The 26,534-nt window shown below is 71.7% G+C and carries 16 protein-coding genes and 1 pseudogene; 6 read left to right on the top strand and 11 right to left on the bottom strand.

The annotated features are described in order from the left end of the window. Positions 1-214: 214 nt before the first annotated feature. Complete coding sequence (locus ACIRNI_RS19690) at positions 215-4,042, top strand: GH92 family glycosyl hydrolase (protein WP_403552660.1); 3,828 nt, start codon at positions 215-217, stop codon at positions 4,040-4,042. Between the two features lie 283 nt (positions 4,043-4,325). Beyond that, the gene (locus ACIRNI_RS19685) at positions 4,326-5,252 is read left to right on the top strand and encodes an FG-GAP repeat domain-containing protein (protein ID WP_403552659.1); all 927 of its coding nucleotides are present in this window, start codon (positions 4,326-4,328) and stop codon (positions 5,250-5,252) included. A 99-nt stretch (positions 5,253-5,351) separates the two neighbouring features. Here ACIRNI_RS19685 and ACIRNI_RS19680 read toward each other — a convergent pair whose 3' ends face one another. From ACIRNI_RS19680 to ACIRNI_RS19665, 4 genes and pseudogenes are all read right to left on the bottom strand, one after another. Continuing rightward, the gene (locus tag ACIRNI_RS19680) at positions 5,352-8,144 is read right to left on the bottom strand and encodes an aconitate hydratase (protein ID WP_403552658.1); all 2,793 of its coding nucleotides are present in this window, start codon (positions 8,142-8,144) and stop codon (positions 5,352-5,354) included. Positions 8,145-8,370: 226 nt separating this feature from the next. Beyond that, positions 8,371-8,472, bottom strand: a pseudogene (locus ACIRNI_RS19675) (GNAT family N-acetyltransferase); the annotation flags it as partial. Between the two features lie 29 nt (positions 8,473-8,501). Beyond that, entirely contained in the window at positions 8,502-9,272 is a 771-nt protein-coding gene (locus ACIRNI_RS19670; protein WP_403552657.1) for an SAM-dependent methyltransferase, read from the bottom strand. A gap of 54 nt (positions 9,273-9,326) precedes the next feature. Continuing rightward, positions 9,327-9,911: a hypothetical protein gene (locus tag ACIRNI_RS19665; RefSeq protein WP_403552656.1), complete on the bottom strand. Its 585-nt coding sequence runs from the start codon at positions 9,909-9,911 to the stop codon at positions 9,327-9,329. A 98-nt stretch (positions 9,912-10,009) separates the two neighbouring features. Here ACIRNI_RS19665 and ACIRNI_RS19660 point away from each other — a divergent pair, with 98 nt between their 5' ends. Beyond that, positions 10,010-10,711, top strand: coding sequence for a 2-phosphosulfolactate phosphatase (locus ACIRNI_RS19660; RefSeq protein WP_403552655.1), 702 nt, complete (start codon positions 10,010-10,012; stop codon positions 10,709-10,711). 73 nt (positions 10,712-10,784) lie between these two features. Here ACIRNI_RS19660 and ACIRNI_RS19655 read toward each other — a convergent pair whose 3' ends face one another. Further along, positions 10,785-11,660 carry a GyrI-like domain-containing protein gene (locus ACIRNI_RS19655; RefSeq protein WP_403552654.1) on the bottom strand — a complete coding sequence of 292 codons (876 nt, stop codon included), beginning with the start codon at positions 11,658-11,660 and terminating at the stop codon, positions 10,785-10,787. Between the two features lie 163 nt (positions 11,661-11,823). Then, positions 11,824-12,924 carry an alkene reductase gene (locus ACIRNI_RS19650; RefSeq protein WP_403552653.1) on the bottom strand — a complete coding sequence of 367 codons (1,101 nt, stop codon included), beginning with the start codon at positions 12,922-12,924 and terminating at the stop codon, positions 11,824-11,826. Positions 12,925-12,990: 66 nt separating this feature from the next. Here ACIRNI_RS19650 and ACIRNI_RS19645 point away from each other — a divergent pair, with 66 nt between their 5' ends. The 3 genes from ACIRNI_RS19645 to ACIRNI_RS19635 all read left to right on the top strand — a co-directional run bounded on the left by ACIRNI_RS19645 (position 12,991) and on the right by ACIRNI_RS19635 (position 15,486). Continuing rightward, positions 12,991-13,443 carry a MerR family transcriptional regulator gene (locus tag ACIRNI_RS19645; RefSeq protein WP_403552652.1) on the top strand — a complete coding sequence of 151 codons (453 nt, stop codon included), beginning with the start codon at positions 12,991-12,993 and terminating at the stop codon, positions 13,441-13,443. Between the two features lie 106 nt (positions 13,444-13,549). Then, positions 13,550-13,906 carry a VOC family protein gene (locus ACIRNI_RS19640; protein WP_403552651.1) on the top strand — a complete coding sequence of 119 codons (357 nt, stop codon included), beginning with the start codon at positions 13,550-13,552 and terminating at the stop codon, positions 13,904-13,906. A gap of 50 nt (positions 13,907-13,956) precedes the next feature. Next, positions 13,957-15,486, top strand: a complete 1,530-nt coding sequence (locus tag ACIRNI_RS19635) for a helix-turn-helix domain-containing protein (protein ID WP_403552650.1) — start codon at positions 13,957-13,959, stop codon at positions 15,484-15,486. 222 nt (positions 15,487-15,708) lie between these two features. Here ACIRNI_RS19635 and ACIRNI_RS19630 read toward each other — a convergent pair whose 3' ends face one another. From ACIRNI_RS19630 to ACIRNI_RS19610, 5 genes are all read right to left on the bottom strand, one after another. After that, a complete protein-coding gene (locus ACIRNI_RS19630) occupies positions 15,709-17,067 on the bottom strand; it encodes a TIGR02679 family protein (protein WP_403552649.1) in 1,359 nt (452 codons plus the stop codon). After that, a complete protein-coding gene (locus ACIRNI_RS19625) occupies positions 17,058-21,296 on the bottom strand; it encodes a TIGR02680 family protein (RefSeq protein ID WP_403552648.1) in 4,239 nt (1,412 codons plus the stop codon). The genes ACIRNI_RS19630 and ACIRNI_RS19625 overlap by 10 nt, the downstream gene beginning before the upstream one ends. 8 nt (positions 21,297-21,304) lie before the next feature. Further along, entirely contained in the window at positions 21,305-22,576 is a 1,272-nt protein-coding gene (locus ACIRNI_RS19620) for a TIGR02678 family protein (protein WP_403552647.1), read from the bottom strand. After that, on the bottom strand, positions 22,573-24,210 hold the full coding sequence (locus tag ACIRNI_RS19615; RefSeq protein ID WP_403552646.1) for a TIGR02677 family protein: 1,638 nt from the start codon (positions 24,208-24,210) through the stop codon (positions 22,573-22,575). The genes ACIRNI_RS19620 and ACIRNI_RS19615 overlap by 4 nt, the downstream gene beginning before the upstream one ends. 137 nt (positions 24,211-24,347) lie before the next feature. After that, positions 24,348-26,534 carry a hypothetical protein gene (locus ACIRNI_RS19610; RefSeq protein ID WP_403552645.1) on the bottom strand — a complete coding sequence of 729 codons (2,187 nt, stop codon included), beginning with the start codon at positions 26,532-26,534 and terminating at the stop codon, positions 24,348-24,350.

Genomic DNA, 26,534 nt, shown 5'->3' with positions numbered 1-26,534 from the left:
GCGCACTTTGGGTCGCAGTCTTTCCCGAGTTGAGACCTGGTGTGAAGAGGGCCGCCCGCGGCGGGATTTCAGCCTTCCGGCCGCGTCAACAGCCTTGACACCACACGCCACTTACTTCCTACTGGTTGCTGCGCAGCTCATCTGACAACGTTGTCTGACGTTCTACTGTCCGACGTTCGACGCGCTTCGGCGAGAGCAGGAGGCACGACGCGGGATGCAGCCCAGACCAGGATCTCTCAAGCGACGTACGGCCGCCCTCGTGGCGGCCGCCCTCGTGACCGCTTCCCTGGCCGTGACGGCCGGTCCGTCGGCCGCCTCGGCGCTACCGCGCCAAGCACCGGCCGCCACCACGGAGTTCACCACCTCCTTCGAGGCCGATGAACCGCCGCCCACCTGGCGCGACACCGTCGACCTGGATGCCGAGGGCCGCAAGCGGTCGGCCGGCGTCGACGGCGGCTTCTCCGCCGGGATACCGGGCAACGTCACCGAGAAGGTGACCGAGCTGCGCGCCAGCGGCGAGAACACCGGAGCCGGGGAGACCAAGGAGAACCTGGTCGACCTCCAGCCCGGCACCAAGTGGCTCACCTTCGCCCCCACCGCTTGGGTCGAGTTCGACCTCGACGAACCGGTCAAGGTGGTGACGTACGCCCTGACCTCCGCCAACGACGCGGCCCCCCGCGACCCCCGGGACTGGACGCTCAAGGGCTCGGCGGACGGCAAGGAGTGGACGGTCCTCGACACCCGCGAGGGCGAGACGTTCGCCAAGCGCTTCGAGACGCGGACGTACGACGTCGACGCGAGCCGCGCGGCGCCGTACGCGCACTACCGGCTGGAGATCGGCCGGAACAACGGCGCCACCGGCATCACCCAGCTCGCCGACGTCCAGTTCTCGAACGGCGACACCTCCGCGCCCGTCCCCCCCGACATGCGCAGCCATGTCGACCGGGGCCCGGGCGGCTCCCCCACCGCCAAGGCGAACGCCGGGTTCACCGGCAAGCGGGCGCTGCGCTACGCCGGTACGCACCATCCGGCCGGGCGGGCGTACGCGTACAACAAGGTCTTCGACGTCGACACGCGCGTGGCCCGCGACACCGAGCTGTCGTACCGGATCTTCCCCTCCATGCCGGAGACGGACCTGAACTACCCGGCGACGAACGTCTCCGTCGACCTCGCCTTCACCGACGGCACCCACCTGAGCGAGCTCGGCGCGGTCGACGGCCACGGCGGGCGCCTCAGCCCGCAGGGCCAGGGCGCGGCCAAGCGGCTCTACGTCAACCAGTGGAACCAGGTGCGGGCGTCCGTCGGCACCGTGGCCGCGGGCAAGACGGTGGACCGGATCCTGGTGGCGTACGACGCGCCGAAGGGCCCGGCGACGTTCCAGGGGTGGATCGACGACATCACCCTCGGGCGCGCGGCGCCCGTGAAGCCGCTCCCCCGCGTGTCCGACTACGCCTCGACCGTACGCGGCACCAACTCCAGCTCCTCCTTCTCGCGCGGCAACACGTTCCCCGCGACGGCCGTCCCCCACGGCTTCAACTTCTGGACGCCGGTGACCAACGCCGCCTCCAAGAGCTGGCTGTACGAGTACGCGCGCGGCAACAACGCCGACAACCTGCCCACCGTGCAGGCGTTCAGCGCCAGCCATGAGCCGAGCCCCTGGATGGGCGACCGGCAGACCTTCCAGCTGATGCCGTCGGCCGCGCCCGGCGCGCCGCCCACCGCCCGTACCGCGCGGGCCCTCCCCTTCCGCCACGAGCGGGAGACGGCCAGGCCGCACCACTACGCCGTGACGTTCGAGAACGGTCTGAGGGCCGAGATCGCCCCGGCCGACCACGCCGCGATGATGCGGTTCACCTATCCGGGTGCGGACGCGTCCGTCGTCTTCGACAACGTGACGGACGAGGGCGGGCTGACGCTGGACCCGGCGAGCGGCTCCTTCACCGGTTTCTCCGACGTCAAGAGCGGCCTGTCGACCGGCGCCACGCGCATGTTCGTGTACGGCGTCTTCGACGCGCCGGTCACGGACTCCGCGTCGGGGGTCACGGGCCATCTGCGCTTCGACGCGGGCGCGGACCGCACGGTGACGCTGCGCATGGCGACCTCCCTCATCAGCGTGGAGCAGGCGAAGCGGAACCTCGCCGCCGAGATCCCGGCGGGCACGGGCTTCGAGCGGGTCCGGGAGCGGGCGCAGGCCGCCTGGGACCGGATCCTCGGGCGCGTCCGCGTGGAGGGCGCGACCCACGACCAGCTGGTCACGCTCTACTCCAACCTCTACCGGCTGTACCTCTACCCCAACTCGGGCTTCGAGCGCGTCGACGGCAAGGACCGCTACGCCAGCCCCTTCTCCCCGCAGACCGGCCCCGACACCCCGACCCACACCGGCGCCAAGATCGTCGACGGCAAGGTCTACGTCAACAACGGCTTCTGGGACACCTACCGCACCACCTGGCCCGCGTACTCCTTCCTCACCCCGCGCAAGGCGGGCGAGCTGGTGGACGGCTTCGTCCAGCAGTACAAGGACGGCGGCTGGATCTCCCGCTGGTCGTCCCCCGGCTACGCCGACCTGATGACCGGCACGTCGTCGGACGTCGCCTTCGCCGACGCGTACGTCAAGGGCGTGGACTTCGACGCGGAGGCGGCGTACGAGGCGGCGCTGAAGAACGCGACCGTCGTGCCGCCCGGCAAGGGCGTGGGCCGCAAGGGCATGGAGACGTCGCCCTTCCTCGGCTACGCCTCGACCGAGACCCACGAGGGCCTGTCCTGGTCCTTGGAGGGTTACCTCAACGACTACGGCCTGGCGAGGATGGCGGAGGCCCTCTTCGAGAAGACCGGCAAGGCGCGGTACAAGGAGGAGTCGGCGTACTTCCTGGGCCGGGCCCGCAATTACGTCACGCTCTTCGACTCCCGGGCCGGTTTCTTCCAGGGCCGCAACCTCAAGGGCGAGTGGCGCGTGCCGTCGGAGGCGTACGACCCGAGGGTCTGGGGCTACGACTACACCGAGACGAACGGCTGGGGTTACGCCTTCACCGCGCCCCAGGACAGCCGGGGCCTGGCGAACCTGTACGGCGGGCGGGCGGGCCTGGCGAAGAAGCTCGACACCTACTTCTCGACGCCCGAGACGGCGTCGCCTGAGTTCACCGGCTCGTACGGCTCCGTCATCCACGAGATGACGGAGGCGCGCGATGTGCGGATGGGCATGTACGGGCACTCCAACCAGGTCGCGCACCACGTCACGTACATGTACAACGCGGCCGGGCAGCCCTGGAAGGCGCAGGAGAAGGTGCGCGAGGTGCTGTCGCGGCTCTACACGGGCAGCGAGATCGGCCAGGGCTACCACGGTGACGAGGACAACGGCGAGCAGTCCGCCTGGTGGCTGTTCTCGGCGCTCGGCTTCTATCCGCTGGTGATGGGCAGCGGGGAGTACGCGATCGGCTCGCCGCTGTTCGAGAAGGCGACGGTACGGATGGACAACGGGCGCACGCTGGTGGTCAAGGCCCCGGAGAACAGCGCCCGGAACGTCTATGTGCAGGGGGTACGGGTCAACGGCCGGTCCTGGACGTCGACGGCGCTGCCGCACGACCTGCTCGCGCGGGGCGGCACGCTGGAGTTCGCCATGGGGCCGAAGCCGTCGGCGTGGGGCACCGGGCCGGGCGCGGCGCCGGTCTCGATCACCCGGGACGACAAGGTGCCGACGCCGCGCCGCGACCTGGCGAGCGGCGAGGGCGCGCTCCTCGACGACACGTCGGCCACGGTGGCGGAGCTCACGGCACCGCTGGAGCTGCGCGTCCCCGGCCCGGCGCGGGCGGTGCAGTACACGCTGACGTCGTCGGACCGGGCCTCGGCCCCGGCGGGCTGGGTGCTCCAGGGGTCGGCGGACGGGGCGACGTGGACGGAGCTGGACCGGCGTACGGGCGAGAGCTTCGCCTGGGACCGGCAGACGCGGGTGTTCACGGTGGCCCGGCCGGGCTCGTACCGGCACTACCGGCTGGTCCCGTCGGCCGGTTCCGGTGGCGTGCTGGCGGAGGTGGAACTGCTGGGCTGAGCAGGAGGAACGAGCGGCGCACGAAGGGCCGGTCCGCGCTCCGGACCGGTCAGCGCCATCGCGCCGCCGACGGGCGCGGAATCGTCACCGGTTTGTCACAGATGACCGGCGCGCCGGCGTACACGGCCTGACGCGCCGTTCGTTTCGCCCCGAAAGGGGCTGATTCACAGGACCGCTTCCCCGGCTTAAACCAGTTGCCTCGTAAAGGTGTTGTGCAAGGATCTCCATGATCCCGCGACGACCGTCCGTGGCCGTCGCATTCCCATCCTCATGGAGAACATACGTGGCCAAATCCTCCGGCCCCAAGCGCGGACGCGCGCTGTCGCGTCTCGCCGTAGCGGCCATAGCCGCCGCCCTGGTCGGCGCCACCGCCGGCTCCGCGGTGGCGGACACCCCGGCCCCCGCACCGCTCAAGAGCGTCGACCAGGACGGCTTCTCCCAGGCGGTTCCGCAGAACGGCACGCTCGCGGCCGGCGCCGCGGCCCCGGTCCACGCGCTGTTCGCGATGGACAAGTACGGCGACCTCTACGCGTACGGGCCCAACGGCCGGGGCGGGCTCACCGCCCGCGAGTACGTCACGAGCGGCTGGGACGTCTTCCGGGGCTCCGCCCAGGCCGACCACGACGGTGACGGCAGCGCCGACGGCGTGTACAGCTGGGACAAGCAGGGCTACCTGTACTACAGCAGCGAAGCCGAACCCCTCACCCTGGGCCGCGGCTGGGACGCCTACGACAAGATCGTCGTCGCGGGCAACCTGGGCGGGACCACCCCGGCCGACGTGCTGGCCCGCGACAAGGCCGGCGTGCTCTGGTTCTACAAGGGCAAGGCCGACGGCACCCTGTCCGCGCGGACGAAGGTCGGCTCGGGCTGGCAGGCCTTCAACCAGATCCTGGGCCAGGGCGACCTGTCCGGCGACGGCCGGGCCGACGTCGTGACCCGCGACAAGTCCGGTGTCCTGTGGCTCTACAAGGGCACCGGCAACGCCGCCGCCCCGTTCGCGAAGGGCACCAAGGTTGGCGGAGGCTGGGGCGCCTTCAACTACCTGGTGTCGACGGGCGACCTCACCATGGACGGCCGTACCGACCTGATCGCACGCGACTCCGCGGGCGCGCTGTGGCGCTACAACGGGACGGGCAACGCCGCCGCCCCGTTCGCGAAGCCGACCAAGATCGGGACTTCCGGCTGGAACGGCTACACGCTGATGTTCTGACCGGTGTCCGCTCCGACCGGTGCACGAAGAGGGCCGCACCCCGAGGGGTGCGGCCCTTTCGCGTGCGTTCGCGTACCGGCCGCGCGGGCCGGGATCCGCTTACTTGCGGATCAGCGAGCGCAGCACGTACTGCATGATGCCGCCGTTGCGGTAGTAGTCGGCCTCACCCGGGGTGTCGATGCGGACGACCGCGTCGAACTCGACGCCCGTCTCGGTGGTGACCTTGACCGTGCGCGGCGTACGGCCCTCGTTGAGCTCGGTCACGCCGGCGATGGAGAAGGTCTCCTCACCGGTCAGGCCGAGGGACTCGGCCGACTGGCCCTCCGGGAACTGCAGCGGCAGGACGCCCATGCCGATGAGGTTCGAGCGGTGGATGCGCTCGTACGACTCGGCGATGACGGCCTGGACGCCGAGCAGCGCGGTGCCCTTGGCGGCCCAGTCGCGGGACGAGCCGGAGCCGTACTCCTTGCCGGCCAGGACGACCAGCGGGATGCCCTGCTCGATGTAGTTGCGGGAGGCGTCGTAGATGAACGACACGGGCGCCTCGGGCTGGGTGAAGTCGCGGGTGTAGCCGCCCTCGGTGCCCGGCGCGATCTGGTTGCGCAGGCGGATGTTGGCGAACGTGCCGCGGATCATGACCTCGTGGTTGCCGCGGCGCGAGCCGTAGCTGTTGAAGTCGCGGCGGTCGACGCCGTGCTCCGTGAGGTACTTGCCGGCCGGGGTGTCGGCCTTGATGGCGCCGGCCGGGGAGATGTGGTCGGTGGTGACCGAGTCGCCCAGCTTGGCGAGGACGCGGGCACCGGTGATGTCGGTGACCGGCGTCGTCTCCATCGTCATGCCCTCGAAGTACGGGGGCTTGCGGACGTAGGTGGACTGCGGGTCCCACTCGAAGGTGTTGCCGGTCGGGATCGGCAGCGCCTGCCACTGGGCGTCGCCCGCGAAGACGTCGCTGTAGGACTTGGAGAACATGTCCTCGCCGATGGCGTTGGCGACGACGTCGTTGACCTCGGCCTCCGAGGGCCAGATGTCCTTGAGGAAGACCGGGTTGCCGTCCTGGTCGGTGCCCAGGGCGTCCTTGGTGATGTCCACCTTCATGGAGCCGGCCAGGGCGTACGCGACGACCAGCGGCGGGGACGCCAGGTAGTTCATCTTGACGTCGGGGTTGATCCGGCCCTCGAAGTTGCGGTTGCCGGAGAGCACCGAGACGACGGCGAGGTCGTTGTCGTTGACGGCCTTGGAGACCTCCTCCGGCAGCGGGCCGGAGTTGCCGATGCAGGTGGTGCAGCCGTAGCCGACGAGGTTGAAGCCGACCTTGTCGAGGTACGGGGTCAGGCCCGCCTTGTCGAAGTAGTCGGTGACGACCTTGGAGCCCGGGGCGAGGGTGGTCTTCACCCACGGCTTGCGGGTGAGGCCCTTCTCGACCGCCTTCTTGGCCACCAGCGCGGCGGCGACCATGACGTACGGGTTCGAGGTGTTGGTGCAGGAGGTGATGGCGGCGACGGTGACGGCGCCGTGGTCCAGCTCGTACGAGACGCCGTCGGCGCCGGTGACGGTGACCGGGTTGGACGGGCCGGGGCCGGGCACGACGGCGGAGTGCTGCGGGGCGCCGGCGCCGTTGTCCTCGTGGCCGTAGGCCGGGGCGTCGGAGGCCGGGAAGGACTCGTCGCTCGCCTCGTCGACCGGGGAGGACAGGTCCTGCCCGCCCTGGCCGGCCGGGACGTAGGCGAGGACGTCGCTGTTGAACTGCTCGGCGGCCTGGGCGAGGACGATGCGGTCCTGCGGGCGCTTCGGGCCGGCGATGGAGGGGACGACCGTCGAGAGGTCGAGCTCCAGCTTCTCCGAGAAGTCCGGCTCGGCGGCCGGGTCCAGCCAGAGGCCCTGCTCCTTGGCGTACGCCTCGACGAGCGCGAGCTGCTGCTCGGAGCGGCCGGTGAGCTTCAGGTACTTGATGGTCTCGTCGTCGATCGGGAAGATCGCGGCGGTGGAACCGAACTCCGGCGACATGTTGCCGATGGTGGCGCGGTTCGCGAGGCTCGTCGCCGCGACGCCCTCGCCGTAGAACTCGACGAACTTGCCGACGACGCCGTGCTTGCGCAGCATCTCGGTGATGGTGAGCACCAGGTCGGTGGCGGTGGTGCCGGTGGGCAGCTCGCCGGTGAGCTTGAAGCCGACGACGCGCGGGATCAGCATGGAGACCGGCTGGCCGAGCATCGCGGCCTCGGCCTCGATGCCGCCCACGCCCCAGCCGAGCACGCCGAGGCCGTTGACCATGGTGGTGTGCGAGTCGGTGCCGACAAGGGTGTCGGGGTACGCCTGGCCGTCGCGGACCATGACGGTGCGGGCCAGGTGCTCGATGTTGACCTGGTGGACGATGCCGGTGCCGGGCGGGACGACCTTGAACTCGTCGAAGGCGGTCTGGCCCCAGCGCAGGAACTGGTAGCGCTCCTTGTTGCGGCCGTACTCCAGCTCGACGTTCTGCTTGAAGGCGTCGTTGGTGCCGAACTTGTCGGCGATGACGGAGTGGTCGATGACCAGCTCGGCCGGCGCGAGCGGGTTGATCTTCGCCGGGTCGCCGCCGAGCTCCTTGACGGCCTCGCGCATGGTGGCGAGGTCGACGACGCACGGCACACCGGTGAAGTCCTGCATGATCACGCGGGCCGGCGTGAACTGGATCTCCTGGCTGGGCTGCGCCTGGGAGTCCCAGCCGCCGAGGGCTCGGATGTGGTCGGCGGTGATGTTCGCGCCGTCCTCGGTGCGGAGAAGGTTCTCCAGGAGCACCTTGAGGCTGTAGGGGAGGCGCGCGGAGCCCTCGACCTTGTCCAGCCTGAAGATCTCGTACGACTCGTCGCCCACGCGCAGCGTGCTGCGGGCGTCGAAGCTGTTCGCCGACACGACAGTCTCCTTCATCAATGTGCGCGTTCTTACCGCATCCTGCCGTGATGGCTCCTCGCCGATCCGCTAAGGTAAGACTTAGTTAGGTAACCCTTACCGGCTGGCGCGGCTGCGGTGCGTCTTTTCGGCAGATATCTCGATGTCGAGATAACTCTAGTACATGAGGGCTGCCGGGTCATGCGCGCACCACGGTGACCTGTCGTCCGCCGTCATCCGACCGAGGCGTTCGACGCCGAGAGCCACCGACGTAGGCGCCTGCCTCGAGCGACGCGAACAGCTCGATGAACGCCGCCCGGTCCCGGGCCTCGGACGGTGGTCGTCGGAGGCGGACGGATCACGCTTCGTCTCGCGCAGCGTTCAGACTCCGGCGACCGGCACGAGAGTCAGATACGCGATGCCGAGGACGTCGCGGTAGCCGTTGACCCAGGAGGACCGCTGGCGGTCGACTCGTTCGCGGGTTTCGGCGGCGAGGGGGTGGTCCGGGTGACTCGCGAGCCAGAGCTCCGTGTCATGGCGGTAGCCGGACTCGAACTCCTCCCACTCCTCACGGCTCGCCGATTCGATCCAGGCCGGCCGGAAGCCCGCCTCGACGGCGAGGTCGACCAGCGGTCCGAGCCTCAGGTGGTCACCCGCGTGCGCCCCGGGCCACATCCCCGCGAGCTCCGCGTCCGTCGGGGAACGCTCCCAGAACCCCTCGCCGAGAACGACACACCCGCCCGGGCGGACCAGGCGGCGCAGCTCGCGCAGAACGACAGCGGGATCGTACGGCTGCCCGGGGTCGCACAGCGCCTGGCCGGAGCCCAGGCAGAGCACCGCGTCCACGGGGCCACGCGACGTGCCGAGGGCCGACTCCTCCGCGAACTCGACCCGCTCGGCAAGTCCGCGCTCCTTCGCGAGGTCCCTGCCCCTGGCGAGGTCCTCGGCGTTGATGTCGAGGCCCACGCCCGTCGAGCCCGGGACGGACTCCACCACCCGCAGCAGCAGTTCGCCCCAGCCGCACCCGATGTCGAGGACGGTGGCGGGCGAGACGGCGGCGAGCCGCGCGACGATGCGCCCGGCGCGGTCTTCGGACAGCGGGCCGTGGAAGGTCAGGCTGCCGAGGCGCGGGGGAAGGTCGGAAGGTGTCATGGGGCCAGACGCTAGATCGTCCCGAGGGGTATGCTGAGCGATTCAGTCCGGCTCTCAGCCGAAGATGTCCAGGACGTCCGCCCCGGAGGTGCCGCGGGCGGGGCGGGCCACCATCGGGCGCGGCTCCGGGTAGGTCGCCGTTGCGGCCCTCGCGCGGACGACGTCCGGCCCGCCGCACGCCGCGACCGCGAAGGCGCCGAACACCTTGGCGAACGCGGCCGGGTCGCGGAACTCCACGCCGTACGCCCGGCCGTCCAGCAGCGGCACCCACACCGTCCGGTTCCGCCGTGGCCACTCCAGCACGGGCTGGTCGTCCGCGGTCGACCGCCCCTCCAGCCACAGCCGCGCCACGTGCAGCAGGTTCACCTGCTCCATCGGCAGCCGCCTGCGCCGTATCCGCAGTTCATGGGTCGTCAGCGTGACCTTGTGGTTCCTCTTCTCGTACCAGACGATGCCGATCCCGAACGGCACGTACAGCACGAGCCCGATGAACGGCCAGGACACGGCGTCGCCCCACGATCGGAGCAGCCCGCCGTCCAGCAGGTACAGGGCCCCGAAGACCAGGACCCACTTCGCCGTCATCCGCCAGAACCCGGTGCCCTGCCGGTAAAGGATCCGCCGCTTGCTCGTCGTCGTCATGCCCGCACGTTATCCGCCGCCCCACGGCTCCCGGCACAGCGAGGTGATACGCGTCACGGCCCCGGGGCTTCGGGGCGGGCCTGCACGATCATGACCGGATGGACGCTCGTTTCCTCGGCATCGCCGAGCTGGCCGAAGCCCCGCCCGTGGCGGTCGTCGTCGACGTCATGCGTGCTTTCACGGTGGCCGCCTGGGCCTTCGCCCGGGGAGCGGAGAAGATCGTCCTCGCCGGTTCGCTGGACGAGGCCCTGGCGCTCAAGGCGCGTCACCCGGAGTGGGTGGCGCTCAAGGACGGTCCGGCCGCGCCGGGATTCGACACCGTCAACTCGCCGGGCCTGCTGCGCTCCCTCGACCTCGGCGGGCGGACCGTGGTGCAGAAGACCACGGCGGGGACGGTCGGCGCCCTCGCGGTCAAGGAGGCGTCGCTCGTGCTGTGCGCGAGCTTCGTGGTGGCGGAGGCGACGGCTCGGCTCCTGCGGACCCGCGGGTGCGACGAGGTCACGTTCGTGGTCACGGGCGAGGACGGGCGGGCCGACGAAGACCTGGCGTGCGCGCAGTACATCGCCCGCAGGGCCACCGGGGCCGGCACGGACGCGGCCGCGTTCCTCCGCCGCGCCGCCGCGTCGCGTGCCGCCGCCGAGCTGGCGCAGGGCGTGCGCCAAGGAGTCCACCCCGATGACGTCGCGCTCTGTCTGGAGCTCGACCGGTTCCCCTTCGCCATGGTGGCGACCGCGGAGGACTCGCTCATGGTCCTCCGTCCGCACGCCGTGCCGTCACCGCCCGGCGCGGCTTCGGTCTGACACGCCGCCGGATGCCGACCCTCGCCCTGCGGGAGCCGGCATCCGGGCGGGTACGCGGCGGCTCGCCGCCCTGTCAGCCGCGCTGGTCGCGCTCGGGCTCCACGGGGAGCCACAGCTCGGCGTCGGCCTCCGCCGTGCCCGGCGACAGCCGGGTGCGCAGGATCTCGGGGCCGGTGCGGCTGCGGTACGGGTTCGACGGGAACCACTCGGTGAAGACGTCCCGCCACAGCTCCTGGATGGCCTGCGGCGCCGGCCCGGAGGTGGTGAAGACCGCCCAGGTTCCGGCCGGGACGGCCAACGTGGCCGTGCCCTCGGGTGCGGCCGCGGAGGTGATCACGCCGTGGTAGTAGTCCAGTTCGGTGCCCTCGGCGCGGCTGGGGTCCAGGTCGTCGCAGACCGAGACGATGCCGTGCGGCTCCTGGTCCGACAGCTTCTCCAGGCGCTCCGTCATCCGCGGGTCGATCCCGCGGACGAAGTCCACGATCGCCTGGTTCGGCCCCGCGTGCACCAGCGGTACCCGGGTCTTGAGCCCGACGACGGTGAAGTCCGCCTTGTCCACAACGCGGTATCGCATGCTGCTTCTCCCTTCGATGGTGAGGCGGAAGGACATCCGGGGCTGGGAGCTGAGCGCGGCGCCGGTACGCCGGGCCTCGCCCGGTCCGACGCCGTGCATGGCACGGAACGCCCGCGCGAACGCCTCGCCGGAGCCGTAGCCGTAGCGCACCGCGATCTCCAGCAGCGTCTCCCGCCCCGCGAGCACCTCGGCGCCCGCGAGCGTGAGCCGCCTGCGCCGGATGTACTCCGACAGCGGTATGCCGGCGAGCGCGGAGAACATCCGGCGCAGGTGGTACTCCGAGGTGGCCGCGACGCGCGCCAGCTCCTCCACCTCGATGTCCTGGTCGAGACGTCGCTCGATGTGCTCCATGGCCTGGTTCAGCCGCTCCAGCATGCCCGGTTCCTTCCTCTTGACGATCACCACGCTAGGCAGCGCCGCCCCTGCCGGACCCGACATCCTGTGCCCGATCGAGTCGGGTGCGCGCGTCGCGGGACGGGCGGCCCGGAACGCCGAGCGGCGGCCGGGGCCGCCCGGGCCTGCGGCGTGACGCCGGTCCTCACGCGGCCAGCACCGGGTAGTCGGTGTAGCCCGCCTCCCCACCCACGTACATCAGGCCCTCGTCGCGGACCGGGTTGAGCGGGGCGCCGAGGCGCAGGCGTGCGACGAGGTCGGGGTTGGCGAGGAAGGCCCGGCCGAGGGAGACCAGGTCCGCTCCGGCGGCGAGCAGGCGCTCGCCCTCGCGGCGGCCGCCGTCGGCGGGGAGGGGGCCGGGGTACGGCAGGGCCGGGTTGGCGATCAGCGTGCCCGGCCACGCGCCGCGGAGGGTGCGGAAGAGGGGCTGGTCGGGGTCGGCGAAGACCATGTGCAGATAGGCCAGGTCCATCGGGGCCAGGGCGTCGATGAGCGCGGGGTAGATCGCCTCGGTGTCGCCTTCGTCGATGCCGTTGACCGTGACACCCGGGGAGATGCGGACCCCCACGCGCTCCGGGCCGATGGCGTCGGCGACGGCCCGGACCACCTCGGCGGCGAACCGGACCCGGGCGGCGGCCGGCCCTCCGTAGGCGTCGGTGCGGTGGTTGGTGTTCCGCGCCATGAACTGGTGCAGGAGGTGGCCGTTGGCGGCGTGCACCTCGACCCCGGCGAAGCCGGCGTCGACGGCGTTGCGGGCGGCGGTGGCGAAGTCGGCCACGGTGGAGCGGATGTCGTCGTGGGTCATCTCGCGCGGCACGACGGCGTCCTTCCGCCCGCCGGGGGTGTGGATGGTCTCCGGGAGCGGGATCGGCGAGGGGGCGACCGGCACCAGTCCGCTGGTGTCGGGGTGGCCGACCCGGCCGCCGTGCTGGAGCTGGAGGAACATCCGGCCGCCCGCGGCACCGACCGCGTCGGTGACGCGCCGCCATCCGGCCACCTGGGCCGCGTTGTGGATCGCGGGGATGTGGGGGTAGGTCTGCCCGACGGCATTGGGTGTGGTCGCCTCGGCGATGATCAGCCCGGCGGAGGCGCGCTGTGCGTAGTACCTGGCCATCATCGGCCCGGGGACGCCGTCGGCGCCCGCGCGGTTGCGCGTCAGCGGGGCCATGACCAGCCGGTTCGGCAGGTGGAGGGGGCCGAGGCGGGCGGGTTCGAGGAGCGGCGAGGCCGCGGGTGTCTGCGTCATGCCGGTACGGTAGAAGTTGACACCGGTGTCAGTTTCAAGTCGCTTGGTACGCGGACGGGGTGAGGCATGCGGATCGGTGAACTGGCCCGGCGCACGGGAGTGAGCGAGCGGTCGCTGCGCTACTACGAGAAGCAGGGCCTCCTGACCTCCGCGCGCACGCCCGGCGGCCACCGCGAGTACGGCGACTGGGCGGTCGACCGGGTCATCCGCATCCAGGCGCTCTACGCCGCCGGCCTGCACAGCACGAAGATCGCACGCCTGCTGCCGTGCATGCGGGACGCGGACGGCGGCCCGTCCGAGGTCGCCACCGCGCGGCTGGTCGCCGAGCTCACGGAGGAGCGGGAGCGCATCGACCGGATGATCGGCGATCTGCTGCGCTCGCGGGAGGTGCTGGACGAGGTGATCGACGCGGCGTCGGCAGCGGGAGCCGGCCGTCCGGCCGAGGGCGGTGGCCGACGCGCGGAGGGCGGCACACACGCGGCGGGCGGTAGACGCGCGGAGGCGGTTCGGTCGGCGTAACGGCGCTCCACCACACGCCTGTCCGACATGCCCGGCTTATCCGGCCATGCGCCCGCACGGCCGCGCCCCGCTTGCGGCGGTTTCATACCGTATCGACCATCGAAGCATGTTCAGCGGCGCGCACGTCATCATGTACACCCACGACGCCGACGCGGACCGGGCCTTCGTCCGCGACGTGCTGGGGTTTCCGCATGTCGACGCGGGGCGCGGGTGGCTCATCTTCAAGCTGCCGCCCGCCGAGGTCGCCGTACACCCGTCGTCGGGCGAGCCCCGGCAGGAGTTCTACTTGATGTGCGACGACATCGAGAGCCTGCTGCGCAAGCTGACGGAACGTGGGGCGGAGCTCGCACGGCCGGTCAGCGACCAGGGATGGGGGCTGCTCGCGGCGGTGCGACTGCCGAGCGGGGCCGAACTGCCGCTGTACGAGCCGCGCCACCCCACAGCTCACAGCGCGTCACTCTAATGGCGCACCCCACCGCGAGCACCATCTCATATCTGAGATAGCCTGCGGTCATGGCAGACGACTACCTCGTACGCATCGGCAAGCTCATCCGTGACGCCCGTCAGCACCGTGGCTGGACGCAGACACAGCTCGCCGAGGCCCTGGCCACCAGCCAGAGCGCGGTCAATCGGATCGAGCGCGGAAACCAGAACATCAGCCTTGAGATGATTGCCCGCATCGGCGAGGCGCTCGACAGCGAGATCGTGTCGCTCGGTTACTCCGGACCCATGCACCTGAGGGTGGTCGGCGGGCGCCGGCTGTCCGGTTCCATCGACGTCAAGACCTCCAAGAACGCCTGCGTGGCGCTGCTGTGCGCCTCCCTCCTCAACAAGGGCCGCACGGTGCTGCGGCGCGTCGCCCGCATCGAGGAGGTGTACCGCCTCCTGGAGGTGCTGAACTCCATCGGCGTACGCACCCGGTGGATCAACAACGGGATGGACCTGGAGATCGCCCCGCCCGCGCACCTCGACATGGAGGCCATCGACGCGGACGCCGCGCGCCGCACCCGCTCCATCATCATGTTCCTGGGCCCGCTGCTGCACCGGCTGCGTCAGTTCAAGCTCCCGTACGCCGGCGGCTGCGACCTCGGTACGCGCACCATCGAGCCGCACATGATCGCGCTGCGCCGCTTCGGCCTGGACATCACCGCCACCGAGGGCCTCTACCACGCGCAGGTGGACCGCACCATCGCGCCGGACCGTCCGATCGTGCTGACCGAGCGCGGCGACACGGTGACCGAGAACGCGCTGCTGGCCGCCGCCCGCCACGACGGCGTGACCGTCATCCGCAACGCCTCCTCCAACTACATGGTCCAGGACCTGTGCTTCTTCCTGGAGGCCCTGGGCGTACGGGTCGACGGCATCGGCACGACCACCCTGACCGTGCACGGCGTGCCGGCCATCGACGTGGACGTCGACTACTCCCCCTCCGAGGACCCGGTCGAGGCGATGAGCCTGCTGGCCGCCGCGGTCGTCACCGAGTCGGAGCTGACGATCCGTCGCGTACCGATCGAGTTCCTGGAGATCGAGCTCGCGGTGCTGGAGGAGATGGGCCTCGACCACGACCGCTCGGCGGAGTACACCGCGGACAACGGCCGCACGCGGCTGGTGGACCTGACCGTGCGGCCCTCCAAGCTGGAGGCGCCGATCGACAAGATCCACCCGATGCCGTTCCCGGGTCTGAACATCGACAACGTGCCGTTCTTCGCGGCCATCGCGGCGACGGCCCAGGGTCAAACCCTCATCCACGACTGGGTCTACGACAACCGCGCCATCTACCTCACGGACCTGAACCGCCTCGGCGGCCGCCTCCAGCTCCTGGACCCGCACCGCGTCCTCGTCGAGGGCCCCACCCGCTGGCGCGCGGCCGAGATGATGTGCCCGCCCGCCCTGCGCCCCGCGGTGGTGGTGCTGCTGGCGATGATGGCGGCGGAGGGGACGTCCGTGCTGCGCAACGTCTACGTCATCAACCGGGGGTACGAGGACCTTGCGGAGCGGCTGAACTCGGTGGGCGCGCAGATCGAGATCTTCCGGGACATCTGAAGGTTCTCAGAGAAGCCACCACCGCGCCCCTCCTGAGCTGCACGAATGTGAGACGGGAGGGGTGTGCAGGCGCCTCTGGGACTTCTCTGGGACTTTTGGCCGGGCGTGACGGCTTTCGAGCCACACACGCTCCACACGACGCGTCGTTGGAAAGATGCGCATGACGAGGGAGTGAGTCGGTACTCGTAGGCCTTAGCGCCCGCCACGGCCCCGAGGTACGCCTCAGCGGGACCCCGTGCCGAGGTCCGTGAGCAAGTCGTTCAGCACCGTTTCCTCCTCGACCCGGACACCGCACTCGGCGAGAGCGACGGCCAGGGCCGGGTCCCAGGGGGTTGCAGCGGGCTGGCCCGTCAAATCCGGGGCTTCGGCCACTGCGTTCACTGCTGCTCGGTAATCGGCCGCCGTGTAGCGCCACGGCCGCCAAGGGACGCTTCGCGCCAGTGCTGTGGCGATGCGCACCCCGCCCCAGTCGAAATCGCCGTGATAGAGGAGGCGGGCTCCCCGGGAAGACTGGTCGCGCAGCAACGTGAGCGCGGCAGCCGACGGTTGCCCCTGCAGGCACACCATGGGCGGGCACGCCCGGCCGAGGGTGTCGGCCGCAGCGGACAGTACGGCGGGGTTCTCGCAGATGTGAACGGTTTCCGTCAGGGGAACGGAAGCAACCGGTGCGCGGCCGGTGAGGGAGCGGAGCGTCAGCACCGCCGGCTCCCCAGCGTCAGCCATCCAGTCGAGTACTGGAGTACCGCGCAGGTTGAGGGTGAGGACGGTCGATGACAGGTCGTCCTTGAGCAGGCCTGCCGAGGCCCATGCCTCCCGCCGCCACTGCGCCCCGGAGCCATCGGGGAAGCCGGTGAGGCAACGGATGCCGGACAGGACGAGAGTAGCAAGCGGCGTCCCCTCGTCCAGGGCATGGGCGCCCGAGAGGTTCCGTGCCGCGAACGTCGCCCGCGACGTCGGGGGTGATGCGGGCAGTGCACGCAACGCGCGCACGGTGGCCTTTACCAAGGGGACCGCCGCCTCCGGTGTGCGGGCGAGGCGTCGTACGAGACCGTCACCGCGGATCCGTTCGGCCCAGTGGGCCAGCTCCGCGTCGAGAGTGCCGAGCGGGGCGTACGCCTCCTCCCAGGCCTGTTCCTCTCTGTTCCGTGTCTCGGCGTGGAGTACGACCGGGCCGGTGAGGGCGACGACGGCCGCCGCCAGTCCGCCGGGGCTGACACCGGAGCGACGCAGGATCTGATCCACAGTGTCGAGGGGAATGCCGAGGGAGCCGCGGGCTCGTGGTGCCCGTCCCAGGAGGCGTTCGGCGGCGCGTCGTTGGGATTCCTCGGGGTCGGACAAGGTGACGGAGCCGGTGAGCGGCCGGCCTCGTGCCATCCGTTGCCGCACGCGGTCCACGAACCAGGTGAGACCGGGATCGCCGAGCAGGCGTCCGAGACGCTCGGTGTCGACGTCGGTCCGGGCTTCTGCCGGCGCAGGCCCCATCGGCACCGCGTCCGCGGTCGCGTCCGGCGGTGTCGTGCGTCCGGGCGCGGCCCGACCTCCGTCGCGGTCAGGCGGGGTCGCCGCGTGGTTCACGTCCACAGGGCCCCCTGTCCGCCGGCGCTGTCGACGACGGCGGTCCGCCCTGGCTTACCGAAAGGCCTCACCGGCCCGTCGGGCCCCTCGCCGGAGTCGCCGGCACGGGCAGCCGCTTCGAGCGCGTCCGGCCTGGCGCCGGGCTCCGGGCCGCGCCGCCGTTCGCTGCCGTCCCATTCCCATCGCGTCACCAGTACGGCGTCGATGTCGTCGACGCGGGAGAGCTGAGCGATGGCGACACCCGGCACCTGGGGGTAGCAGGCCCATTCGCGTTCGCTGGTCATGACGACGTCGAGGTCGAAGGCGCGGAGCAGACCGAGGCACTTGGCGCGCGAGTCGTCGTCGACGCCGGCGAACGCCTCGTCCAGGGTGACCAGGCGCGGGGCGTGCGCGCCGCCCGCACTCGCGTAGTGCGAGGATGCGGCGGCGAACAAGGGCACAGAGGCGGCCAGTACCCGCTCCCCGCCCGAGGCAGGTCCCGTGGCCGGCACCCACTTGCCGTGCTGGTGGCGTTCGACGCCGAACTCGTGCCAGGACCGGTAGTCGAGGGCGGCGGTAAGGTCCTCCAGCCAACTGCCGGCGCTGTCGTCGGCCTGCCGTTGGGCGATCTGCTCCTGGAGGAACGCGCCGACCGCGGCCCGGTCCTCGGGCGACCATGCGTCAGCGGACTGACGCAGCCGTTCGCGGGCCTGGGCCAGTCCCTGCGGGGCACGGCGGGACGCTCTCCACACCAGCCGCAGCTTCATGCCCGTGGAGGTCGGGCGCTCCTCCAGTTCCCTGTTCATGGCGGCCACCTGCCGTTCGGCTGCCCCGATCAGTTCCTGGAGCGTGCCGGCGACCTCGGTGATCAGATGGGTCTGGAGGATCTCGCGCTCGCGTGCGGACAGGATGCGGGTCAGTTCCGCGACCTCCACGGCCAGTGCCTCGGCGAGTTCGGGCACGGCCCGTTCCCGGCCCTGGTAGACGATGTCGACCCGCATACCGTCCTCGCTCGGGCGGGCGGTGGCGGTGTGGCCGTGCCGCGACAGCGCGTCCTGGAGCCGGCCGAACTCCTCGCTCAGCCGCTTCTGCACGCGCTCCCAGGCCGCATCGGTGTCATCGATCGAGGAGAGACGGGACTCCACGGCCCGCGCGAGGGCGACGGCGGGGGTTGCCGCCCACGTCGCTGCGCCGTCGTCCGGTACGTCGATGTCGGGCAGCGCGACGGCGAGGAGCCCCGTCGCGGCGAACCGCTGGAGCGCCGCAACGGCTTCCTCACGCGCGGCGGTCGCCTCGGTGACGTCCTCGGCGAGCCGCTCGATGCGTCCCTCGGCGCGGCTGGCCCGCCGGTCGGCGTCACCGTGCTCCGCCCGGGCCTGCCGCTGCTCGTGCTCGCATGCCCGGGCCGCCTCGGCCGTCTCCTCCAGTTGCCTCTGCAGCTCGGCGACGGCCGCTCCGACGGTGGAGCGAAGCGTCGTGAGGTGTTCGTCCGCCGCCGCGGCCACCCGAGCCGCCTCCGTGGCGCGCTCCGCGAGCTCCGACACCAGGAGTTCGGCCCGGTGGGTCTCCTCCCGCTCGCCGGTCACCGCGCGCTCGGCCTCCGCGCGTTCGCGCAGTGCGGGCCACAGGGCCGCCAGGAGGGCGGTGTGGTCGGCGAGCGCCTGGCGCACGGCGCCCAGTGCCGTGTGGTCGGCGGGGAGGTTCAGGGCCGCCGCGGTGTCGGCGAGTTCCGCCGCCGCACGGTCGGCCCGCTCCGCCGCCGAAGCCAGCTCCGCGGCCCGTTCGTCCCGCCGGGCGCTGGCGCGCCGGACCGCTTCGGCCGCGGCGGTGACGCGTGCGTGGGCGTGCCGCAGGTCGTCGTCGCCGGGCAGTGCGGCGAGTTCGGCGTCCAGCACGGCACGGCGCCCGGCCACGGCGCGTGATTCCTCGGCCAGTCGCTCCCGCTCCGCCGTCAGGTCGTCGATCTCGGTGCGCAGTCCCCCGAGGCGGACGCGGCGTGCCTGCTCCCGTGCCCCTTCCCCCACGTACTGGGCGCTGTCCTTGGCCCAGCTTCCGGTGAGCGCCCCGACGCGGAAGTGCCCGTCCGCGCAGACCCAGGTGTCGTGGCCGCCGGCCTCCCAGGAGGCCTCGCCGGACCCGTCGTCGTCGCCCGCGGCCAGCCCGATCGAGGCGAGCAGGCGCGCGACCGTCTCCTCCCCCACGGCGGCGGCCCCCGCGTCCACGGGGTCGACCGCCGGGCACAGCGCGCGGTCGAGGCCGGCCCCGCCGAGCAGCCCGACCGGGTCCAGCGTGACGTCATGGCCGTCCGCCGCGACCGCGGAGCCGTCCGGCCGCACCCAGGCGTCGAGGAGCCCCGACGCCTCCAGCGCGGCTTCCAGCCCCGCGCGGTCGGTCTCGGTGACGTGCGGTCGGAAGTCGACGAGCCGCCACAGCGGAGCGCCGGGGCCCCGGTCCCGCACGCCGAGTGTGCGCGTCGAGGGGGCCGCGGGCCCGCGCTCCCCGTCCGTTTCGAGGGCGGTCGTTTCCTCCATCGCCTGCCGCAGCCGCTCCGCCGTCGCCGCCTCGCGGTGGGTCAGTCCGGCCGCCCGGTCGGCCAGGCGGGAGGCGGCGGCGCGATGCGCCTCGCCCGCCGCCGTACGGGCCGGCAGCGGGCCGTCCAGAGAGCTCGCCCAGACCTGTACGGCGTCCAGGACGGCAGGCAGCCCGGGCACCCGCAACTCGACACACCCGGAAAGACGCTCCCGCACGGCTGTGACCAAGGCCCGCCCCGCCAGGGTGACGTCCTCCTCCGCCTCGGCCAGCCGCTCCTCCCCGTGCACGACCTCCTCGTCGGCCTCGTCGACGCGCAGCCGAGCGGCGCGGTGCCGCTCCCCGGCCTGCTCGGCCCGCGTGACGAGCTCCGTCACGTGCTCGACGGCGCGCCGCCTGCTCGCGGTCGCCTCCTCCGCATCCCGGCGCAGGACCGCGTCGGGGGCTCCCTCCGTCCTGGGGAGGTCGAGCCGGGCGGCCGCCGCGCTCTCGGCCACGCGGTCCCGGATCCCGTCCAACGCCTCGCGGGCTGCCGTGAGCCGGTTGTCCGCGGTGGCGAGCCGGCCCAGGACCCGGGTGTGCGCCTCAGCCGCCGTACGCCGGTCCGCCTCGGCCCGCTTCAGCTCTCCGGCCGTGCGGGAGGCGTCCTCCGCCGCCCGGTCGAGCGCACGGGCGTCACGCATCTCGGGCCGGGACCGCAGCGTGGCGTCCTGGGCGGCGAGCCGCGCGGCCCGCTCGTCGAGTGCGGCGCCCCTCTCTCTGGCCTCCTCGCGGTCCGCCACGGCCCGCTCCCGGTCCGCCTGTGCCCTGGCGAGTTCCCGTTGCAGGTTCTCGTAGCGGGCGTGTTCGCGGCGGGGCAGGCGGGCGCGGCGCCGGGAGGCGAGGCGGGCGTAGCGGCGGTAGTGGTCGAGGAACGCCGAGGCCGCCTGTTCGGCCTCGCGGGCCGCCCGCAGTTCCTCCTTCTCCTCGTCCAGCGACCGGAACGCCTCCGCCGCGTCGGCGATGACCGCCTGGTCCATCGGCGGCAGCGCCTCGGTCAGTGCCCGGGACAGGGCGGCCTCGCTGGGGCGCTTGGACAGCTGGGGCTGGCGCAGCTGGATCAGGAGGTCCACGAGGGCGCCGTAGCGCCGCTCCCCCAGCCCGAACAGGGCTTCGTCGACCGCCCTGCGGTAGGTCTTCGCCGTGTCGTACACCATGCCGTGGCCGCCGACGGCCTCGGCGAGCCGGTCCCGGGACAGTGCCGTCCCGGTCGCGTCCAGCAGGTCGAGGCCGGCGCCAACCCGCTGGCCGGTGACCGCGAACCAGTGGCGGGCGATGCCACGTCCGGCGACCGCCTTGAGTCCGCACAGCAGCGTGCGGAAGTGCGCCTCACCTGTGCTGCCGTCGAGTCGTCCGAACTCGATCCAGGTGTAGCCGAGCCGTTCGGGATGGGGGTGCGCGCCGCCCAGGAGGAGATTCCACTCCATGCGCTTACCCGGGTCGCCGTCGGGTTCGACGCGGCGGGCGGAGAGGTCGCCGTCCAGGAGGAACGGCAGGGTGAGGGCGAGCACCTTCGACTTGCCGGTGCCGTTGTTGCCGCGCAGCAGCAAGCGGCCGTCGCGGAACCAGAACTCCTCGACGTCGTAGTGGAAGAGATCGACGAGTCCGATGCGCAGGGGTCGCCACCGGCCGGGCGCGGGAGCGGGGAGCGCGGGGCCGGGCGACTCGGGGCCGGGGAGCGCGGTCACGGGGCGGTTCACCTTTCGTCCTGCACGGGCGGCGCGGGTTGCACACGTTGCCCGGATTGCTCGGTCGTGGCGGGCCGGCGGGCCCGTCCGGGTTCCCTGACCACGGGCTCGCCGACCGCGTATCGCGCGAGGGCCGGCCGCGGTACGACGCCCCGTTCGGTGCGCTCGGCGAGTCCCAGCGCCACCAGCTTGGTCAGCGCCTGCTCGACGAGTTCGGGCTCCGCTCCCGGTTCCCTCGCCGACTTGGACCAGAACCCGCCGTGCTCCACGGCCAGTTCCCGTACGCAGTCCGCCAACTCCACCGGTTCGACGGGCCCGGCTGTCCGGGCCAGGTGCCCCGCCAGCAGCAGGGTGATGTGACCGTGGGTGCCCTGTTCCGGCATGCGCGCGTCCGTGAGGTCGTCCATCGGGTCGACCATGGCGATGCCCTCGGCCCGGATCTCCGGGACGAGTCCCGTCAGTTCGTTGATGCGGGCGGTGATGAAGCCTCGCTGCCGGGTGAGGTAGGCCAGTTCGTCGTCGGTCAGGTCGTCGTAGTACAGCACCGGGTCGTCCAGGAGGATGCGGGTCAGTTTCCAGCGGATCGCCCGGAACCTGAGCTCGTCGCTGTCGAGCACGGTCCAGGCGGTCATCTCCACCAGGCGCTCCTCGAAGCCCTCGGCCTCGACCATGGAGGGACCCCGCAGGGACGCGGGCATCCCGGCCAGCACGCGCCGCCGTACGTCGTACAGCACGTCGCCCGATCCGCTGACGTAGGCGTCCTCGTCGCCGGCGACCCGCCGCAGCACCCCGAGTCGCAGCAGCAGACGGACGACGGACGCGAGGTCGAGTCGCTCGTCACGCCGCTCCAAAGTGAAAGTGATCCCGGCGGCGCCGAGTTCGGGATCGGCGGCGGCCAGGACGACCTGTTCGGCGAGGCGTCCGAGCGCCACCTGCGACTCGCCCCGTTCCAGCGCGGCCAGGGCCAGGCAGAGCAGGACGTAGCGGCGGCGGGTGAAGGGCAGGGCGCTGCGGGCGGCCTCGCGTGCCGGGTGCGTGGCGTCGGTGAGGATGCCGGGTGTCTTGCGTAGCCGGGCGGCGTCGGCGTCCGTGCGCAACGTCCAGCCGACGTTGCGTTCGAACCACTCCCGTAGCTCGGCGGTGTGCCGGCGTACCAGCTTGAACTCGTCGGCGTACGGCCCGTAGGCGGTGAGCAGCGGCTCCTTCAGCAGGGCGCGTGCGGCCTTCTGGAGGTCGGCCTGCCGCTGGCCGTCGAGGACCTCGGCGAGGGGGCCGCTCACCGGTCCTCCGTGAGCTGGGGAGCGGTGTCCCGTCGCGGGGCGGGGAGGGGAACGGGTGCCGGTGGCGGTGCGGCGGCGCGGTCGCCCTGCCCCACCGTGAGGTCGACGATGTCGATCAGATGATCGGGGCCGCTGAACACACCGTCGGGAGTGTGCACTTCAGCTGTCGATCCGTCGTCGAGGGCGGTCAGCCGGATCTCCATCGCACCGTCCCCGCTGGTGGCGACTGTGGTGATGGTGCCGGGCCGCCAGGTGGCGAGCGCGTCGCCGAGCAGCCGCAGGAACAACTGGAAGGCATGCGGGTCGAGTCCGCCGAGCCGGGACAGCCGCACCGGTCCGTCCGTCACGAGGCGGTCCCGGGCCCGCCTGGTCTCCTCCGTCTGCCGGGCGGCGATCTCGGCGAGCCGGCGCTTCGCCTCGCCCCGGTCGGCCACCCGGCGCGGCCTGCCGCGCCTTTCGTAGCTGCCGGTGCGGCGCAACTGGGGGCTGATCTTCAGCGGTCGCGCCTCGCTCCACGGGGTGGAAGCCGGCTCCGGGGCGGCCGCCCGTTCGGCGAGGGTGTCGGCGTCGACGGTGAGATGCCGGGAGGAGTACAGCCCGAACGCCACCCGCCACAGCCGGTGCCGCGCCTCGTCGTCCGGCGCCTGGGCGAACCAGCGCGCGAGGGTTCTGAAGTCGGCCGAGCGGTCCGAGCGTCCGGCCCGCCGCTCATTGAGCTGCCGTACGACGGCCAGGAGCTGCGGGATCGAGCCGAGGGCCCGCCCCCGCAGCAGTCGGGCCTGCGACTCCCGCCCCTCTCCCGACACGAACCACTCGGCGAGCCCGGACCACCGCGCGGCCCACCGCTCGTACGCCACCGCCTCCGCCCGCTCGGCGTCCTCGGGAGCGGCGTCGGCCGCCTCACGGACGGCGGCCAGCCGCAGCAGCGGCCCGACCCGCTCCTGCAGCTCCAGCTCCCCGATCAGCAGAGCGATGCGCCCACCAAGAGTGATGAGGTCCTGGATGAACCGCTCCAGGTACTGGATCAGCCTGTCCTTGTAGGCGAGGAACGCCTCGACCTCGATGTCGTGCAGGTCGATGGTGCGCTGGAGCGAGCCCATGAAGGCACGGGCGTTGTCGGCGAGGTCGGTGAACCGCGCCGTCAGCACGGACAGGGCGACGTACGTCTTGGCCGGGTCGGGCTCGTCCTCCGCGGCGATCACCAGAAGCGCCCGCAGCTGCGTGACGATGTCGTGCAGTGCGACTGCCTGGAGTTCGCCGCGCCGCCCCAGCACCTCGTCGTACGTCCCCAGCGCCGCCTCGGCGGCCTCGCCGGCCCGGGTGAGCTGGTAGATGAACCGACGTCGGTAGAAGTCCTCAACCGCGGTCACCCGCGCATGGTCCGGATCGGCCCGCAGGTTGCCCCACTCCACGAGCTTGTCCAGCGCCTGCGTCACCGCCTCGGGCTCGGCGGGCCGGCTGCCCGCGTCCAGGGCGGCGTACACGTCCTCCGGCCGCAGATGCACGGCGAACCGCTCCTTGGCGGCGAGGAAGGCCCGCATCACCTGGCGGTAGAGGGGGGCGTTGGGGGTGGTGAGGTGGGCGAAGGGGGTGTAGTCGACGGATTCGGCAGTCGGGGAGATCTCGGAGCTCATCGTCGGCCCATTGTTCCGGACCGGTGCCGGCGATTGTGCGGGATGTCTGATTTTTGCTGATGACCGGCCTGTGCGCGCGCTCAACGGGGCGCCGCCCGGTTCGGCAATGCCCAGTTCTCCGCTGGTAGGGCGAGGCCTCAGTGACCGAGGTAGAGGAACCGTAGGTAACTCGCGTACGAGAGCCCGCGCTGCCTGAGCTTGGCGGCCTCGAGCGAGACACGCAGCGTTCCATGGAGCGCGCTGTTCTGCTGGAGTTCGACCGCGCGCCGGCTGAATTCCTGCCGCTGCTGCCGGCCCCGGTCACCCGCGCGCCTGTTCTCCTGGCTGAGCCGTTCCTGACCGTCCTCCAGTTCCTTTCGCGCCTTGGCGCGCAAGGCATCGGTCTCGGACTCCACAGCCTTGCGCTGGGTGGTGAGCTGGGACCGACAGCGGTCGATGCCCTGCTCAATCGACTGCCGCTCCGTCGCGCTGAGCGTAGTCGGCTGCCGAGCTTCGGCAGAAGCGACCAGACTCTTACGCCAGACATCGAGAGCGATGGCTTTGGCTTCGCCAATGCCGTGGACATCGACCACTCGGCCGTTGTTGAGCACGAGTACGGCGCCGGTGCTGTTGAAGTTGGTGTTCTGCACGGATCGGTAGCCCTTGAAGTCGGCTGCCGTCCGGATGCCCGCTGCCGCGAGACGAGCGGCAAGCGTCGGCCCGATGCCGTGCGGCGGCGACTGGGCGATCAGCCGACGGCTGAGCTGGTCCCGCACGTATGCGGACTGCTTGTCGGCGAGTGCCTTGCCCAAGGCCCTGCGCAGTTCCTCCGCGAGGCCGTCGATCTTCTTGTCGAGGTCCCGCTGTTTGCGGACCTTGCGCTTCTCGGCCTCCTTCAACTCGGCGTGGTACCGGGCTGTGAGCTTGTCCTGGGCTTGCGGGTGGGCGGCGATCCGCTTCGTCTCGGCCGCGTCGAACTTCGCCCGGTCCTCGCGCAACTTCTCGGCTGCCTTGACCGGGTCTCCGAGCCGGGCGAGTTCGTTCGTCAGCTGGGCCAGAGCGGCCCGCGACTGTGCCCGCTCCACGCGGCGGCTCCGGGCGAACGCGGTGAACACGACGGCAGCAGCAACGGGCACACCCGGCCCGATCAACGGCGCCGAGAGTCCCGCGACGACGATCAAGGCCATCGCGGCCAACACGAGGGGCCAGAGCACGGCCGTGACGACGTCCAGCGGCGTCCGGACGCGGAAGCCGTCCGGTGAGGTGACCATGGGTCCGGTCGATGGCGGCGCGGCCGGCTGAGCGACGTGTCCTGCCATCCAGCCGGGCAGTCCGCCCGCAGCGGGGGCGGGGGCAGTGCCCGCGCCGGAAACGGCCGTTCGTGTGGCCCCCGTCGCGGCGGTGCGCTGCCCAGGGACCGTCCCGGCCAGCGGAGGGAGCACGTCCAGCGGCTGAAAGGCCAGCGACCGAACCTGGTCGGCGAGGCCGCTCACCATCCGGTCGGGGTGGGACAGTAGCGTCTGCAGACCGGTGGAACCGCTCGGACTCTTGAAGTCCTCCTCGGTGAGCAGCAAGAACTCGCCTTTCGGCTCGTGCAGCCGGTTCCAGAGGGCGGGGTCGGCGGCGATCGCCTTGAGCGACAGGAAGATGACCCACGCGGAGAAGCGGTCCAGGTTGTCCCCGAAGTCGTCGTTCCCCCGCAGGGGCGACTGGTAGTTGCGGTGTCCCCGCTCGGTACCGTCCAGACCGGCCAGTGCGGGCACGTACATGCCGTCGTAGTCGACCAGACGCAGGGTGTCGTCACTCGCGACGAGCAGGTTGCCGTGCTGGAGGTCACCGTGTGCTATCTGGTTTTCGGCCAGGTCTCGGGTGAGTGCCTCGAACCGGTCGGCCAGCCGGCCGACAGCGAACCGGTCGGCGTGGTTGTCATCGAGCCAGGAGGACAGGGTGACGGCCTCGCACCACTCCATCTTCAGAACCGGATAGCGCTCCTGGCCGACGCTGATCGCATCGGGAAGGTATTCGAAGCCGAGAGCCCACGGTTGGGAGAGCCCGGCCGGGTCCAGCTGGGCAAGTCGGGAGCTGATGGCCTGGTAACGGCGTTCCTGGTCGGGAACGTGGCGGGTGAAACATTTGACCGCGTATCGCTGGCCCGACGTGGCGGAGGTCAGCGAGAACACGCTGGCGAAGGCGCCGGAGATGGCGCGGGGCAGACCGAGCTTGGTCAGTTCCGGCCGGGCGCCTTTGAGTTCGGGGTGCTGGAAGCACAGGTGCGTGTGCTGCAGTGCCTCCGCGTAGTCGCCGCCGCTGGGGAACTGCCTCTGCGGACCGGTGGCCGAGCCCAT

Origin of the sequence: Streptomyces sp. NPDC093546 (assembly GCF_044765045.1) — a bacterium.
GTDB lineage: Bacteria > Actinomycetota > Actinomycetes > Streptomycetales > Streptomycetaceae > Streptomyces.
This window is presented reverse-complemented; position numbering and strand designations above follow the sequence as displayed.

Coding starts and splice junctions, on each gene's coding strand:
- ACIRNI_RS19690 (WP_403552660.1), top strand. CDS start 215: ATGCAGCCCAGACCAGGATCTCTCAAGCGACGTACGGCCGCCCTCGTG.
- ACIRNI_RS19610 (WP_403552645.1), bottom strand. CDS start 26,534: ATGGGCTCGGCCACCGGTCCGCAGAGGCAGTTCCCCAGCGGCGGCGAC.
- ACIRNI_RS19670 (WP_403552657.1), bottom strand. CDS start 9,272: ATGACACCTTCCGACCTTCCCCCGCGCCTCGGCAGCCTGACCTTCCAC.
- ACIRNI_RS19645 (WP_403552652.1), top strand. CDS start 12,991: ATGCGGATCGGTGAACTGGCCCGGCGCACGGGAGTGAGCGAGCGGTCG.
- ACIRNI_RS19640 (WP_403552651.1), top strand. CDS start 13,550: ATGTTCAGCGGCGCGCACGTCATCATGTACACCCACGACGCCGACGCG.
- ACIRNI_RS19635 (WP_403552650.1), top strand. CDS start 13,957: ATGGCAGACGACTACCTCGTACGCATCGGCAAGCTCATCCGTGACGCC.
- ACIRNI_RS19650 (WP_403552653.1), bottom strand. CDS start 12,924: ATGACGCAGACACCCGCGGCCTCGCCGCTCCTCGAACCCGCCCGCCTC.
- ACIRNI_RS19655 (WP_403552654.1), bottom strand. CDS start 11,660: ATGCTGGAGCGGCTGAACCAGGCCATGGAGCACATCGAGCGACGTCTC.
- ACIRNI_RS19660 (WP_403552655.1), top strand. CDS start 10,010: ATGGACGCTCGTTTCCTCGGCATCGCCGAGCTGGCCGAAGCCCCGCCC.
- ACIRNI_RS19615 (WP_403552646.1), bottom strand. CDS start 24,210: ATGAGCTCCGAGATCTCCCCGACTGCCGAATCCGTCGACTACACCCCC.
- ACIRNI_RS19665 (WP_403552656.1), bottom strand. CDS start 9,911: ATGACGACGACGAGCAAGCGGCGGATCCTTTACCGGCAGGGCACCGGG.